This is a genomic window from Pseudomonas sp. TSRC2-2, from assembly GCF_049897785.1.
GTDB lineage: Bacteria > Pseudomonadota > Gammaproteobacteria > Pseudomonadales > Pseudomonadaceae > Aquipseudomonas.
Genome location: NZ_JAFCWZ010000005.1, coordinates 202,074 through 217,080, shown reverse-complemented (window position 1 = coordinate 217,080; position 15,007 = coordinate 202,074). Strand labels below are relative to the sequence as shown.

Genomic DNA, 15,007 nt, shown 5'->3' with positions numbered 1-15,007 from the left:
CCGCCATTCCCTGGTCGCACCGATCGGCCTGTTGCCCAGCCCGAGGTGCGCAATATCAGTCAAGGTGTCGAAGGTCTGCCGCTGATCCTGCGTCTGTCGCTGGTCGATGCGATGACCAGCGAGCCGGTCATCGGCGCGCTGGTGCGCATTCAGCAGCGTGTCGATGGCGACACGCGCCTGGGCGGCAGCCAATCGACCGATAGCCATGGCATCGTCCGTTTCACCAGTGTCTATCCGGATCGATCGGCGCCCGGCACTTCTTGCCTGACCCTGAACGTATTCATTCCCGGCGACGAGGCGGGTGCGCAGTCTCACCACGAGGCCTGGGCCGGCACCTTGCACCTGCCCGGCCGCTGCAGCTGTGGAGGCATCGCCGATGACGCTGCGCAACTGATATTGCTGCCGATCGCCGGCGAGAATCTCGAAGACGGAGCCTTCGCCTGCCAGACCCTTGGCATCGACACCTTTGCCGTGTCGTCGCAACTCGGGCTTGAAGGCTACGCAAAGAGCGCCGGTGTGGCGCTCTAGCGCAGCTGGTTCAGGGCCCTCACGAGCAGCTCCATCTCGGCAGCCGTGGTCGTCAGCCCCGGCGTGATGCGAATGCACGGCCCGCATGCGGCGCCGGTGCGCACCACGGTGAACAGGTTGAACTCACTCAGCAGTCGCTCGGCCATGACTTGTTGATTGTCATGCCGGGTGAAACGCAGTGAGGTGATCGCGCAATACAGTTGCGGATCATCCGGCGTCAGCACCTCGATGTCCGGCAAGTGGCGAACGGCGCCGACCCACAGGTTGCGCAAGTAATTGAGGCGTGCGCCCTTGGCAGCGGCGCCGCCGAGCGCATCGTGCTCTTCGAACACCAGTGGCAAAGTCATCAGCGCCGGGATGTTCGGCGTGCTGTACGAGGTGCGCGAGCGAATGTCGGCGACCGGATAATGCATCTCGCCCATGTCCGGATCGATGTCGGCCAGACGCAGCGGGTCGATATAAATGAAGCCAAGGGTCAGCGGCGCGCCGATCCATTTGTGCAGGTTGTAACCGGCGAAAGCGATGCCCAAGGCCTGCGGATCGAACTCGATCTGGCCGAGGGCGTGGGCGCCGTCAAGGATGATATCGACGCCGTGCTCTTTGGCCAGCGCGGCGATGGCCTGCACCGGCATGACCAGCCCGGTGCGGTGGGTGACGTGAGTCAGGGCCATCAGTTTGAGTTTCGGATGGCGGACAAAAGCCTCGCGGTAGGTTTCGAGCAGGCTGTCGAAACTGGCCGGATGGCGGTGGACAATTTCAATGACCTCCACGCCACGGTGTTTCGCCAGCCAGCGCATGGCGCCTTTGACCGTGTCGTACTCGAGGTCGCAGATCAGCACCTGATCACCCGGCTGCAGGCGGTTGTAATTGCGGATCAGCGATTGCAAGCCTTCGGTGGCGTTGCGCGTCAGGGCTACGCTTTGCGCGCGCACGCCGATCAGTTCGGCCAGTTGCGCGCGAATCTCCAGGTTGTCGTGCTGTTCAAAGCGCTGGCGCACGTAAACCGAGTTGCTGGTGTTGATCAGCTCGATGTTGCGCTGGTATTCCTCGATCACCGTGCGCGACATGCGCCCGAAATAACCGTTCTCCAGATTGACCGGGCCGGGCTGGACATCGTATCGGTCGGCGAAGGTTTGCCAGAAGGCTTCGTCACGGGCGCGGCGGGTGTTGTCAGGCATGGTCGACATGGCTCAAGAGAGGAGGGCGCATCAGTGGCGCGGGGCGGGTCTGCCGTGTTTGGCACGTAGCGGTTGGAGCAAATCGGAGAGGCCGTTGTGGTCAATCTCCTGCATCAGCGCCAGCAGGCCACCGAGTTCGCCATGGGGAAAGCCTTCTCGGGCAAACCAGTTCAGATAAGGGCCAGGCAAGTCGGCAATGATTCGGCCCTTGTACTTGCCGAAAGGCATCTGGCGAGTGATCAACAGTTCGAGTTTTTCCGGATTCATCGGCACGCTTCAATTGGTTTCCAGATCAGCCTGAAAAATACAGGCATTCTGCATGCAGGCCAAATGACAGATCATGCAAAAAACCAGCATACAGATGGTTCAATCTTTTATAAGTTATTGAAAATAAAGATTTTATTTCTATAAGCGAAGCTGGCACGCACGCTGCAATATCCCTTGCATCTTCAACCCATCGCAAGGAATTGAAAAATGACCGACATGAATAAAGAAGCCATCTCTGTACTCAACGACCTGATTGAAACCTGCAAGGACGGTCAGGAAGGGTTCAAGACTTGCGCCGAAGACATCAAGCATCCAGAACTCAAAACCCTGTTTGTTACTCGCTCCGCCGACTGCGCTACCGCGGCCGCTGAGCTGCAGGCTCAGGTTCGTTCACTGGGTGGCGATCCGGAAACTTCCACCAGCATGAGCGGTGACCTGCACCGTCGCTGGGTCGATGTGAAATCGATGTTCACCGGTAAAGATGAAGAGGCCGTACTGAACGAGGCCGAGCGCGGTGAAGACCATGCGCTGAAGGCATATCGCGAAGCCCTCGAGAAAATCAACAAGCACAATCTGGTAGGCATCAAGGATCTGGTGGAGCGTCAGTACCACGGCGTACAACGCAACCACGATCAGGTGAAAGCCCTGCGTAACCAGGCTCGTGCCAACTCTTAAGCTGCACTGAAACAACTGTGGGAGCGGGCTTGCTCGCGAAGAGGCAGTGTCAGCAACATCTTCGTTGCGGGACACACCGCATTCGCGAGCAAGCCCGCTCCCACATTCGTTATGTGTCCTCGTAATTAACCAATGCTGATCGCCGGCAATGTCGGCAATGTCACCGTCTGCTGTTTACGTGGCGCGAGAATCTCCGCTTCGCCATCTACCACGAGCTCATCGCGCTGGTTGAACACGCGGGTCGCGATGCGCACGCGAAATTTCGGCAGTTTCTCCAGAATCTCCAGGCGTACCGTCAGCGTGTCGCCAATCTTGACCGGCTTCTGAAAGCTCATCTGCTGACCGATATAAATAGTGCCCGGCCCAGGCAGTTCGCAGGCCACGGCAGCGCTGATCAGCGCACCGCTGAACATGCCATGGGCGATGCGTTCCTTGAACATGCTTGCGGCGGCAAACTCGGCGTCCAGGTGCACCGGGTTATGGTCGCCCGACATTGCGGCGAACAGCTGAATGTCGCGCTCTTCGACAGTCTTGCTGTAGCTGGCGGTCTGGCCGACTTCAAGGGCTTCGTAAGGGATGTTGGTAACCTGAGTCATCGGTTTCGATTCCTGTGACGGATTTCAGTGAATCCACAAAAGATTATTCGCTGCGCTGCGGGCGCGGATGGCTCAGGGCCTGGTTGATCCAGGCGAGCACATCGGCGGTCACTTCGTCGCGATTGGTTTCGTTGAACAATTCGTGCCGGGCCTGCGGGTAGATCTTCAGTTGCAGATGCTGGCTGCCGGCCCTGCGCAAGGCATTGGCCAGATCTGTCAGACGCTTGCCCTCGCTCACCGGATCACATTCGCCGCCAATCACCAGCAGCGGCAGGCCCGGATCGATCTGCGCGAGATTGGACGCTTTGCTGATTTGCTGCAAGCCGCCGAGCAGGTCGATCCACAGTTGATTGGTGCAACGAAAGCCGCACAACGGGTCGGCGGCGTACCTGTCGACCTCGGCCGGATCGCGGCTCAGCCAGTCGAAGCGGGTGCGTACCGGTTTGAATCGGTTGTTGAAGGAGCCGAACGACAGCCATTCGATCAATGCGCTGCGGCCTTTGCCGCCCTGGCGCAGTTTTTCCAGCCGGGCAATCTGCCGCGCTGCGCGATACAGCGCCACTGGCTGGTAATTCGAACCGCTGAGAATCGCCCCGTGCAGACTGGCGCTGTGGTGCAGCAGATAGGCTTGGGCGATGTAGCTGCCCATGCTGTGGCCGAGCAGGATGATCGGCACGCCGGGGTGTTGCTGGCCGATGTGCTGGTTGAGGCTGGCCAGATCGCCGACGACCTTGCACCAGCCATCGTCGTCGGCGAAATGGCCGAGGGTGGCGTTGTCCGCAGTGCGACCATGGCCGCGCAGATCCGGAGCGTAGACGCCATAGTCTTTGTCGCAAAACGTGTCGGCGAGCCGCGCGTAGCGAGCGCTGTGTTCGGCCATTCCGTGAGCCAGCAGTATCACCGCTTTCAATGGCGTGGCCGGCCGCCAGCGGTTGACGGACAGGCGGCTGCGGTCACTCGCGTCCAGCCAGAAGGTGTCGTGGGTCATGGCGATTCCTTTGCTCAGCATCGCCAGAGTGTATAGCGCGTCTGATCAGCCCACGCCACGGCAGGAAGATTCACGCGATCAATGACGGCTTTGGCCATATTTGCCTGATTGGCCATAGCTGCTAGTGTCCGTGGAGCTCCGCTTTGTGCTTTTCGCCTTCCATGGATGAAGCAGAAACGACAGAAAGCGGCTCCCGGATCGGCTCAGGTAAAGAGGACAAGAACAATGCAACCTGATTTCTGGAATGACAAACGCCCGGCCGGCGTACCGCTGGACATCGACATGAGCGAGTTCAAGTCGGTGATCGAAGTGTTTGAGCGTTCCTGCAAGAAGTTCGCTGATCGCCCGGCGTTCAGCAGCATGGGCATCACCCTGACCTACGCCGAACTCGAACGTCAGAGTGCGGCATTCGCCGGTTACCTGCAGGCCCACACCGACCTGGTGCCGGGCGATCGCATTGCGGTGCAGATGCCCAACGTTCTGCATTATCCGATTGCGGTGTTCGGCGCTCTGCGCGCCGGGCTGATCGTGGTCAATACCAACCCGTTGTACACGCCACGGGAGATGCGCCACCAGTTCAAGGATTCCGGAGCGCGGGCGCTGGTCTACCTGAACCTGTTCGGGCAGAAAGTCCAGCAAGTGCTGCCCGACACCGACATTCAATACCTGATCGAAGCGAAGATGGGCGACCTGATGCCCGCCGCCAAGGGCTGGCTGGTCAACACCGTGGTCAGCAACGTGAAGAAACTGGTCCCCGAGTATTCGTTGCCGCAAGCGACCTCGTTCAAAAGCGCGCTGCGCATGGGCCGCGGCCTGGGTATCAAGCCGCTGAACGTCGGCCTCGATGACATCGCCGTGCTGCAATACACCGGCGGCACCACAGGCCTGGCGAAGGGCGCGATGCTCACCCACGGCAATCTGGTGGCGAATATGCAGCAGGTGCGCGCCTGCCTGGCTCAACTCGGCCCGGACGGTCAGCCGCTGTTGCGCGAAGGCCAGGAGGTGATGATTGCGCCGCTGCCGCTGTACCACATCTATGCCTTCACCGCGAATTGCATGTGCATGATGGTGTCGGGCAACCACAACGTGTTGATCTCCAATCCGCGCGACATTGCCGGCTTCATCAAGGAGTTGAAGAACTGGCGGTTCTCGGCGCTGCTGGGTTTGAACACTTTGTTCGTCGCGTTGATGGACCATCCTGATTTCAAGAGTCTGGATTTTTCCAGCCTGAAGCTGACCAACTCAGGGGGCACCGCGCTGGTCAAGGCCACCGCCGAGCGCTGGGAACAGATGACCGGGTGCCGCATCACCGAAGGCTACGGCCTGACCGAAACCTCGCCAGTGGCCTGCACCAATCCTTACGGCGACCAGTCGCGCCTGGGCACCGTCGGCCTGCCGGTACCAGGCACGCTGGTGAAAATCATCAATGATGACGGGGCCGAGCAGCCGCTGGGCGAGCGCGGCGAGCTGTGCATCAAAGGCCCGCAGATCATGAAAGGCTATTGGAACAAACCCGAGGCCACCGCCGAAGTGCTCGACGCCGAGGGCTGGTTCAAGTCCGGCGATATCGCGGTGATCGACCCGGACGGTTTCGTGCGCATCGTCGATCGCAAGAAGGACATGATCATCGTCTCCGGCTTCAACGTGTATCCCAACGAAATCGAAGACGTGGTCATGGCTCACCCGAAAGTCGCCAACTGTGCGGTGATCGGCGTGCCGGACGAGCGTTCGGGGGAGGCGGTGAAGTTGTTTGTCGTGGCGCGGGAAACCGGCGTCAGCCTGGAAGAGCTGAAGGCTTACTGCAAAGAGAATTTCACCGCCTACAAGGTGCCGAAACACATCGTGCTGCGTGAGTCGTTGCCGATGACGCCTGTAGGGAAAATTCTGCGGCGCGAGTTGCGCGACATCGCATAAAGCTTAAAAGCGAAAAGATCGCAGCCTGCGGCAGCTCCTACAGGAAACGCATCCAGTGTAGGAGCTGCCGCAGGCTGCGATCTTTTGTTTTTTAAACCCCCATGATCACGGGCTTTCAAGGGTTAATAGGATTTTTGCTCTAAAATGACTGCTGGCAAGTCTTGAGTCATCAATGTGACTGTAGGGGCCGCTTTTGGCTCTGGTCGGCCCTTTGCAAAGCTGCTACTCTCGGCGCGCTTTGTGACTTCTCGGCCTGTAAAACGCCGGATTCACCAATACAAAACACACACCAATAATAATCGCATCAAATGCGGTGAAGAATTCGCGTTGCTGAGGAGTGGGCTTCCATGATCGAAGACTTTTGGAAGGATAAGTATCCGGCTGGAATCGCAGCCGAGATCAATCCAGACGAGTATCCGAACATTCAGGCAGTGTTGAAGCAATCCTGCCAACGCTTCGCCAACAAACCGGCTTTCAGCAACCTGGGCAAGACAATCACCTACGGTGAGCTGTACGAGCTGTCCGGTGCCTTTGCCGCGTATCTGCAACAGCATACCGACTTGCAGCCCGGTGATCGAATCGCCGTGCAACTGCCCAACGTCCTGCAATACCCGGTCGCGGTCTTCGGTGCCATTCGCGCCGGGTTGATCGTGGTCAACACCAACCCGCTGTACACCGCGCGGGAAATGGAACACCAATTCAACGACTCCGGCGCCAAAGCCCTCGTTTGCCTGGCGAACATGGCGCACCTGGCCGAAGCCGTGGTGCCGAAGACCGGGGTCAAACACGTCATCGTTACCGAAGTCGCCGATCTGCTGCCGCCGATCAAGCGCCTGCTGATCAACAGCGTCATCAAGTACGTGAAGAAAATGGTTCCGGCCTATCACTTGCCCAAGGCCATCAAGTTCAACGACGTCCTGAGCAAGGGCCACGGCCAGCCAGTGGCCGAAGCAAACCCGGACAGCGGCGATGTCGCCGTGCTGCAATACACTGGCGGCACCACCGGCGTGGCCAAGGGCGCGATGCTCACGCACCGCAATCTGGTGGCCAACATGTTGCAGTGCAAGGCGCTGATGGGTTCCAACCTCAACGAAGGCTGCGAGATCCTGATCACGCCGTTGCCGCTGTATCACATCTATGCGTTCACCTTTCACTGCATGGCGATGATGCTGATCGGCAACCACAACATTCTGATCAGCAACCCGCGCGATCTGCCGGCGATGGTCAAGGAACTGTCGAAGTGGAAGTTCAGCGGCTTCGTCGGCCTCAACACGCTGTTTGTGGCGCTGTGCAACAACGAAGGTTTCCGCAAGCTGGATTTCTCCGCGTTGAAGGTCACCCTTTCCGGTGGCATGGCCCTGCAACTGGCTGCGGCCGAGCGCTGGAAAGCCGTCACTGGCTGTGCCATCTGCGAAGGTTACGGCATGACCGAAACCAGCCCGGTGGCCACGGTGAATCCGATTCAGCATATCCAGATCGGCACCATCGGCATTCCAGTGCCGTCGACCCTGTGCAAAGTCATCAATGACGCCGGTGTCGAGCAGCCCCTGGGCGAAATCGGCGAGCTGTGCGTCAAGGGCCCGCAGGTGATGAAGGGCTACTGGCAGCGTCAGGAAGCCACCGATGAAATGCTCGACAGCGACGGCTGGCTGAAAACCGGTGACATCGCGCTGATCCAGCCGGACGGCTACATGCGCATCGTTGATCGCAAGAAGGACATGATTCTGGTGTCTGGCTTCAACGTCTATCCGAACGAACTGGAAGACGTGCTCGCGACTTTGCCGGGCGTGTTGCAGTGCGCGGCGATCGGCGTGCCGGACGAGAAATCGGGTGAGGCGATCAAGATTTTCATCGTCGCCAAACCGGGTGTGAACCTGACCAAAGAGCAGGTCATGGACCATATGCGCGCCAACGTCACCGGCTACAAGGTGCCGCGCTCGGTGGAATTCCGCGACGCCCTGCCGACCACCAATGTCGGCAAGATCCTGCGCCGCGAGTTGCGTGATGAAGAGCTGAAGAAGCTCAAGGCCAAGAGCGCCGCCTAAAACAAAAAGCCCCGCAGATGCGGGGCTTTTTGTTGATGCAGACTGTAGACGTGCGTTGCCTGTGATGCCGTCTTTGCGAGCAAGCCCGCTCCTACATTTGACTGTATTCCAACTGACGGAATGCAGTTGAATGTGGGAGCGGGCTTGCTCGCGAAGCTTTTTGGCTACTGACGGAACGGCGCAAAATTCACATTGGTGCCTGCCGGACGCATGTCCTGCAGATACGAATCCTTGTCCGCACTCAGTTCCAGGCTCAACGCCGCCTTGCGCTTGCCTTCGTTGCGAATCACCAGCCCTTCGAGCTTCTCGCGCAGAAACACGGTTGGCACTTTCAAATGCAGCAGCTCATCAGTGGCCGGGGTGTGCAGCAGCAAGTGAATCCACTCGTACTGACCGATGGCCAGACGCGATACCGGCAGGTCGAACCACCAAATGTTGCGGTTGCGGTTCAGTTCGGCGAAGTGGCAGTTGTTGGTGCCGAGCACGGCGCCGCCCAGTTGCTGGTTGCGACGGGCGATGGCCTGGGTTTTATTGAGCTTCATGACATTCCTGCGAATCGGTGTGCGGGGCGCAACGCCCATAGGCTGAGCATTCTCGGGGCAACGCTGGCAAACATAAAGCGCAACCTGCGCGTCGCGACGAAATGCCCGCAAAATAAATGAAACTCGGCGCAAAGCGCACCGGTCAATCGTTACGTAATGACTTTTCTTCCCTTTATGCTTCACGGAGAAACACCATGAGTAGCACAGGCGATAAAGTAAAAGGCATGGCCAACGAAGCCGTTGGTAACGTCAAGCAAGGCGTCGGCAAAGCTACTGATAACGACAAGCTGCGCGCGGAAGGCAAAGTTCAAGAGAAAAAAGGCGAAGCCCAGCAAGCGGTTGGCAACGCCAAGGACGCCGTGAAAAAAGGCGTCGACAAGGCGTAAGCGAGCCTTGAACGAATCACACGAGCGGCCATCCAAGGATGGCCGTTTTTGTATCAGAACCCTGCGGTCATCCGCCGAAGGATCGCCAAGTAGGCTACCTTGAGGTAAAAAACGGCCCCTGAGTCGCCACGACTTCAACCTTTTGCGGCGCAAGGAGACGCGAATGATATTTCCGGACATGAAAGGTCTGCCCCTGCACCGGGTGATGGTGCGCACGGTCACTGAGTTCGTCGATGACGAAATGTCGACCTACGCCTCGGCACTGGCCTACCAGATGCTGTTCTCGCTGTTTCCCTTCATCCTCTTCCTGATCGCCCTGATCGGTTTCCTGCACCTGCCGGACTTCTTTTCCTGGCTGCGTCTGCAAACCGAACTGGTTCTGCCGCCGCAAGCGCTGGAGCAGGTCAATCCGGTGATCGATCAGCTGCAGCAATCGAAGGGTGGCCTGCTTTCCATCGGTATCGTTATCGCCCTGTACACCGCTTCCGCCGGCGTGCGCCTGATGATGAGCGCGATGAACGCGGCTTATGACGTAGTCGAAGGCCGGCCGATCTGGAAGCGTTTCCCTTTGTCGATCGTGTACACCGTCGGCATTGCCGGCATGCTGCTGATCGCCGCTGCGCTGATGGTGCTCGGGCCGCAGGTGATGGGCTGGATTGCCGCACAAGTGGGCCTGGAAGACTTCATCGTCACGGTGTGGACGATTGCGCGCTGGCCGGTGATCGTCATTCTGATGATGGTCGCGGTGGCGCTGATCTACTACGTGATGCCCGACGTCAAACAGGATTTCCGCTTCATCACCCCAGGTTCGGTGCTGGCCGTGGTGGTGTGGATCCTCGCGTCGCTGGGTTTTGCCTTCTACGTAAAAACTTTCGCCAACTACAACGCGATGTACGGCAGCATCGGGGCGATCATCGTGCTCTTGCTGTATTTCTATATCTCCGCCGCGGTGCTGTTGCTCGGCGCGGAAATGAATGCGGTGATCGAGCACATGTCTGCCGAAGGCAAGGACAAGGGCGAAAAAGCCCCTGGCGAGCCCGATGAATCGACCAAACAACACGTTTCGGGTCTGGGGCGTGATCATTCGCTCAAGCCGGACACTGATGAAGCACGACCATGATTCGTGAAATTCTGAAAATGGGCGACGAGCGCCTGCTGCGCATCGCACCGCCGGTACCGCCGGAAATGTTCAACAGCGCCGAGCTCTGGCAATTGATCGACGACATGTTCCAGACCATGGAAAGCGTCGGCGGCGTTGGCCTGGCGGCGCCGCAGATCGGCGTCGATCTGCAACTGGTGATCTTCGGTTTCGAGCACAGCGAGCGTTACCCGGACGCTGAAGCGGTACCGCAGACGATTCTGATCAATCCGCTGATCACGCCGTTGAATCCGTTGATGGAAGAGGGCTTCGAAGGCTGTTTGTCAGTGCCGGGCTTGCGCGGCGCGGTTGATCGGTATCAGCAGATTCGCTACGAAGGCTTTGATCCGAAGGGCGAGCCGATTGTGCGCGTGGCCTCCGGGTTTCATGCGCGGGTGGTGCAGCATGAATGCGATCACCTGATCGGTCGGCTGTATCCGTCGCGGATTACCGATTTCAGCAAGTTCGGCTTTACCGAAGTGCTGTTCCCGGATCTCGATCCCAACGCTGACGATTAACCAGAATCAGAAAATCGCAGCCTTCGACAGCTTCTACAGGGATCGATGCAGGAGCTGCCGAACGCTGCGATCTGTTGATCTTCAAACTAGCCCCATCGCAATCATCGGCTTGCTGCGCGCGTACCGGCTCAGCCGCTCCGCCATTGCCTGCGGCAGCGCCGGGTCGAAGCTGAAGCCGCGCCGCTCATAAAACCCGCGCAGCTCCGGGTGGCAGAACAGCCATACCGGCTCGTCGACATCCTTGAGCGCCGCCGCCATCAACTGCCCCGCAATGCCCTGTTCACGAAGTCCCGGATCAACCAACAACCCGGTCAGCCAATGCCCGCCCGATACCGGTCGCAGGCACAGCGCCGCCACGATCTCGCCGCGCCTGGCGACCCACAACTGCGCCTCGCGCACGGCTTTCATCGAAGACTGATGGCTGCGGTAGAACTTGTTCATCAGCGGCCACAACGATTCGTCGAGCTGGCTGTAGAGGATGTCAGGCATGGGGTCGGGCTGTCGCTGCGAAAAGCGCCGATTATAAAAGAACGCGCGCCTCGGGATAGGTGTATACCTGAACTCACACCCCTGTGAGTGGAGTACCGGTCATGTCAAAAGGTATGGATTCAAAGAAAGCTGCGAAGAAAAAGCCGGCCAAGACCGCCATGGAAAAACGCGCGGAAAAGAAAGCCAGGAAAGTCGACATCTTCGGCCATTGATCAAACCCGTCGGAAGCCCGTCTCTCGGGCTTCCCGCCTCTGTGGCGAAAACGTCCGTTTTCACCACATCGCCCTGCCGCGCTGAACCGTTTCTTGTGCAAAAAACGCCAGATACTGGCCGACTAGTGGCCTTGCGCCCGGCGTCGGGATGGCTATGCTTTGCAGGTAACTAACCATGTCGACCGTCATGCCAACAGGGCGGCGGAACAGGGTTGGTCCGTGATTCATGCTGCCAGAGTGCGCCGTCCAAGGCACCGACACTGAACCAACAAGGAGCGTCACCTAAATGGAAGTTCTTCTACGCGTTAGGGCTGGCCCGCATGCGGGCTATCAAGAAAAGGATGTCTTGATCAGAGCGTCGCTGCACGAACCCTCCGATTGATCATCATTTATCACCTGACAACTTCCTCCTTTGGAGGAAGGCGTGTGCCTGTTCTGTAGAACGTAGTGGTGGATCGTGAAAGACCTGAACTTTCATCCAATCAAAAGAACGCGCGGAAGGTGATACAACCATGTTCAACCTACATCACAAGGCTGACCTGCGGGAAATCGAGCGCTTCAGCTGCGCGCTGACCGAAGCCAACGCGAAGATAGAAGCGATCAGCCGCTCGATGGCGATGATCGAGTTCACCCCGGAAGGGATCGTCCTCGACGCCAACGAGCACTTCTGCAAGACCCTGGGCTACAGCGCCGATGAGGTTCGCGGCAAGCACCATCGGATCTTCTGCGAAGAGAGCTTTTATCGCAGCGAGGACTACGCGAAGTTGTGGCGCGATCTGGCCCGTGGTGAACCGCTCAGCGGCACTTTCCTGCGCCTGAACAAGAGCGGCCGCGAAATCTGGCTTGAAGCCAGTTACATGCCGGTGTTCGGGCCAGACAAACAGGTCAGAAGTGTGATCAAGGTTGCGGCGGACATCACCGCGCGCATCAACAAGGAGCATGAAGAACAAGCCATGCTGGCGGCGATCGGCCGTTCCATGGCGGTGATCGAGTTCACCCCCGAAGGTCATGTCATCCGCGCCAACGACAACTTTCTGCAGACCATGCAGTACTCGCACAATGAAATTGTCGGCCAGCACCACAGCCTGTTCTGTCACCGCGCCGAAGCCGAATCCGCGCAATACAAGGCGTTCTGGGCTTCGCTCAATCGCGGCGAATATCACTCGCACCGTTTCGAGCGCAAGAACAAGGCCGGGCAGATGGTTTACCTGGAAGCCTCGTACAACCCGCTGTTCGATGCCAAGGGCCGCTTGTACAAAGTGGTCAAGTTCGCCAGTGATATCACCAAGCAGATGACCACCCTGCAGAACGCTGCGGAATCGGCCCACAGTACCTCGGTGCAAAACGACGCTTGCGCGCAGAAAGGCTCACAGGTGGTGCAGCAGACCGTGCAGATCATTCAGGATATTTCGCGCGACCTGAATGAAGCGGCGGTAAGTATCGATGCGGTAAGCAAACAGTCGGACATCATCGGCACCATCGTCCAGACGATTCGCGGGATTGCCGATCAGACCAATTTGCTGGCGCTCAACGCGGCGATTGAAGCCGCGCGGGCCGGTGAGCATGGACGCGGTTTTGCGGTTGTCGCCGATGAAGTGCGCAGCCTCGCTGCGCGCACCAGCCAGGCAACGCTGGAAATCGTCGACGTAGTGCGCAAAAACCACGACCTGTCGCTCAGCGCAGTGTCGAGCATGCAGTCGAGTCTGAGCCGTACCGGGTTGGGCGTGGAACTGGCGAACGAGGCGGGCGAGGTGATCCTCGAGATTCAGCAGGGCTCGCGGCATGTGGTGGATGCGATCAGTCAGTTCAATGAGACCCTGCAATTGAACTGAAAACTTCAGACCATACAAAACCCGTGGGAGCGGGCTTGCTCGCGAAAGCGGTGTGCCAGACCAGCAAAATGCCAGCTGACACGACGCCTTCGCGAGCAAGCCCGCTCCCACACTGGATGGTGGGTGCTCGGGAATTTCTGGGCAAACGAGGAAACCTGTGGGAGTGAGCCAGCCCGCCCAGTTGAGTCCTGTGCTGGCCATCAGCGATGCGCAATATTCTCCAAGGCCAGATTACGCGTACGCGGGCTGAACCAGCCGATGGTCAGCATCACGATCAGCATGCTGCTGACGATGAACGCCAACACTCCCGGCGTGCCGAAGTTGTCGAGGAACATGCCGATCAACAAACTGCTGAACACCGTCGACAAGCGGCTGAACGAATAACAGAACCCGACCGCGCGAGCGCGGATGTTGGTCGGGAACAGTTCGCTCTGGTAGGAGTGATAACTGAAGCTCAGCCAGGCGTTGCAGAAGGTGATCATCACGCCGCAGAAGATCAGCCCGAACGCGCTGGTCTGCAGGGCGAACAGGGTGCCGAAAGTCATCGCGCCGAGGGCCGAGCCGACGATCTGCCATTTGTTTTCGAAGCGGTTGGCGAACTTCACAAACAGCAACGGCCCGAGCGGGTAAGCGAGGGTGATGATGAACGCGTACATCAGACTGTGCGTGACGCTCACGCCTTGGCCCGAAAGCAGCGCCGGCAACCAGTTGCCGAAACCGAAGAAACCGATCGCCTGAAAGATATGAAAGACGATCAGCATCAACGCGCGGCGGCGGTAGGGCGGTTGCCAGATATCGGCGAAGCGGCCTTTGCCTTCGACATCGACTGCCACCGGTTCCGGCGCATCCAGCGCTTGGCCGTGATCCTTGGCGCAGCGCGCTTCGAGGTTGTCGAGAATGCGGTTGGCCTCGTCGAAGCGGCCATGCTGTGCCAGCCAGCGCGGGGATTCCGGCAAGCGCTTGCGCAGCCACCAGATGAACAGCGCGAACACCGCGCTGGCCAACACCACCCAACGCCAGCCGGAAACACCAAACGGCGCTTGCGGCACCAGCCACCACGACATCAAGGCCACCGCCGGCACTGACAGGAACTGCACGAAAAACGCAAAGGCAAACGCCGAGCTGCGCATGCGCTTGGGCACCAGCTCCGAGAGGTAGGCATCGATCGTCACCAATTCGATACCCAGACCGATGCCGACCAGAAAACGCATGCCGATGATGCCCAGCGCCGAGGTCTGAATTCCCATCAGCACCGTGGCCAGCGTGTACCAGATCAGCGCGAAGGTGAAGATCGCCCGGCGACCGAAACGATCGGCCAACGGACTGAGCAGGCTGGCGCCGAGAAACAGGCCGAGGAAGGTCGCCGAAGCAAACGCTGCCTGATCGGAAAAGCCGAACACACCTTGCTTGCCAGTGGCGAAGAGACCGTCGCGAATCAGCTCCGGGCTGATGTAAGCGGTCTGAAACAGGTCGTAGAGCTCGAAAAAACCACCGATCGACAGCAGCGCCACCAGACGCCAGATCGTGGCGACGGCGGGCAGTCGATCGATGCGGGCGGAAATCCCGGCGGCGCGTACCGGGTCGATGCCGTCACTGTGCGCGGCGGCGGATGCGTGAGCAGTCATAAGCTGATCCATTTTTATTGATGGAAAAGCTTAGCCTGCTATCGGAGTTCGCGGATTGTGAATGTCGGCTGTTT

At 59.0% G+C, this 15,007-nt stretch carries 15 protein-coding genes and 1 pseudogene; 9 read left to right on the top strand and 7 right to left on the bottom strand.

Going from position 1 to position 15,007, the window contains the following annotated elements; translation table 11 throughout:
• Window positions 1-45: 45 nt before the first annotated feature.
• Window positions 46-528, top strand: a complete 483-nt coding sequence (locus tag ACP7D9_RS12090) for a hypothetical protein (protein ID WP_101155825.1) — start codon at window positions 46-48, stop codon at window positions 526-528.
• Here the strand turns inward: ACP7D9_RS12090 and ACP7D9_RS12085 are convergent.
• Entirely contained in the window at window positions 525-1,706 is a 1,182-nt protein-coding gene (locus ACP7D9_RS12085; RefSeq protein WP_397479158.1) for an aminotransferase class V-fold PLP-dependent enzyme, read from the bottom strand. The two genes, ACP7D9_RS12090 and ACP7D9_RS12085, sit on opposite strands and share 4 nt — an antisense overlap.
• Window positions 1,707-1,736: 30 nt before the next feature.
• Window positions 1,737-1,973, bottom strand: coding sequence for a DUF3820 family protein (locus ACP7D9_RS12080; protein WP_101155827.1), 237 nt, complete (start codon window positions 1,971-1,973; stop codon window positions 1,737-1,739).
• Window positions 1,974-2,180: 207 nt separating this feature from the next.
• Here ACP7D9_RS12080 and ACP7D9_RS12075 point away from each other — a divergent pair, with 207 nt between their 5' ends.
• Entirely contained in the window at window positions 2,181-2,648 is a 468-nt protein-coding gene (locus tag ACP7D9_RS12075; protein WP_397479157.1) for a ferritin-like domain-containing protein, read from the top strand.
• A 125-nt stretch (window positions 2,649-2,773) separates the two neighbouring features.
• Here ACP7D9_RS12075 and ACP7D9_RS12070 read toward each other — a convergent pair whose 3' ends face one another.
• Complete coding sequence (locus ACP7D9_RS12070) at window positions 2,774-3,244, bottom strand: MaoC family dehydratase (RefSeq protein WP_003227420.1); 471 nt, start codon at window positions 3,242-3,244, stop codon at window positions 2,774-2,776.
• 43 nt (window positions 3,245-3,287) lie between these two features.
• A complete protein-coding gene (locus tag ACP7D9_RS12065) occupies window positions 3,288-4,232 on the bottom strand; it encodes a lysophospholipase (protein ID WP_426157630.1) in 945 nt (314 codons plus the stop codon).
• Between the two features lie 225 nt (window positions 4,233-4,457).
• Here ACP7D9_RS12065 and fadD2 point away from each other — a divergent pair, with 225 nt between their 5' ends.
• Both fadD2 and fadD1 read left to right on the top strand, forming a co-directional pair.
• Window positions 4,458-6,146, top strand: a complete 1,689-nt coding sequence (fadD2, locus tag ACP7D9_RS12060; protein ID WP_426157628.1) for a long-chain-fatty-acid--CoA ligase FadD2 — start codon at window positions 4,458-4,460, stop codon at window positions 6,144-6,146.
• Window positions 6,147-6,493: 347 nt separating this feature from the next.
• A complete protein-coding gene (gene fadD1, locus ACP7D9_RS12055; protein ID WP_426157626.1) occupies window positions 6,494-8,191 on the top strand; it encodes a long-chain-fatty-acid--CoA ligase FadD1 in 1,698 nt (565 codons plus the stop codon).
• A 164-nt stretch (window positions 8,192-8,355) separates the two neighbouring features.
• Here the strand turns inward: fadD1 and ACP7D9_RS12050 are convergent, their stop codons facing one another.
• Window positions 8,356-8,733, bottom strand: coding sequence for a hypothetical protein (locus ACP7D9_RS12050; protein WP_042607251.1), 378 nt, complete (start codon window positions 8,731-8,733; stop codon window positions 8,356-8,358).
• A gap of 194 nt (window positions 8,734-8,927) precedes the next feature.
• Here ACP7D9_RS12050 and ACP7D9_RS12045 point away from each other — a divergent pair, with 194 nt between their 5' ends.
• The 3 genes from ACP7D9_RS12045 (at window position 8,928) to def (ending at window position 10,775) form a co-directional block, all read left to right on the top strand.
• Complete coding sequence (locus ACP7D9_RS12045) at window positions 8,928-9,119, top strand: CsbD family protein (protein ID WP_042607250.1); 192 nt, start codon at window positions 8,928-8,930, stop codon at window positions 9,117-9,119.
• Between the two features lie 163 nt (window positions 9,120-9,282).
• Entirely contained in the window at window positions 9,283-10,239 is a 957-nt protein-coding gene (locus tag ACP7D9_RS12040) for a YihY/virulence factor BrkB family protein (RefSeq protein ID WP_101155837.1), read from the top strand.
• The gene (def, locus tag ACP7D9_RS12035) at window positions 10,236-10,775 is read left to right on the top strand and encodes a peptide deformylase (RefSeq protein WP_039758091.1); all 540 of its coding nucleotides are present in this window, start codon (window positions 10,236-10,238) and stop codon (window positions 10,773-10,775) included. Before ACP7D9_RS12040 ends, def begins: the two co-directional genes overlap by 4 nt.
• An 81-nt stretch (window positions 10,776-10,856) precedes the next feature.
• On the opposite strand, the gene ACP7D9_RS12030 is transcribed toward def, so the two are convergent.
• Window positions 10,857-11,264 carry a GNAT family N-acetyltransferase gene (locus ACP7D9_RS12030; protein WP_426157623.1) on the bottom strand — a complete coding sequence of 136 codons (408 nt, stop codon included), beginning with the start codon at window positions 11,262-11,264 and terminating at the stop codon, window positions 10,857-10,859.
• Window positions 11,265-11,988: 724 nt separating this feature from the next.
• On the opposite strand from ACP7D9_RS12030, the pseudogene ACP7D9_RS12025 reads away from it, so the two are divergent.
• A pseudogene (locus ACP7D9_RS12025) lies at window positions 11,989-12,765 on the top strand (PAS domain-containing protein); the annotation flags it as partial.
• 3 nt (window positions 12,766-12,768) lie between these two features.
• Window positions 12,769-13,308 carry a methyl-accepting chemotaxis protein gene (locus tag ACP7D9_RS12020; RefSeq protein WP_223259141.1) on the top strand — a complete coding sequence of 180 codons (540 nt, stop codon included), beginning with the start codon at window positions 12,769-12,771 and terminating at the stop codon, window positions 13,306-13,308.
• Between the two features lie 200 nt (window positions 13,309-13,508).
• On the opposite strand, the gene ACP7D9_RS12015 is transcribed toward ACP7D9_RS12020, so the two are convergent.
• Complete coding sequence (locus ACP7D9_RS12015) at window positions 13,509-14,933, bottom strand: MFS transporter (protein WP_426157621.1); 1,425 nt, start codon at window positions 14,931-14,933, stop codon at window positions 13,509-13,511.
• Window positions 14,934-15,007 lie beyond the last annotated feature (74 nt).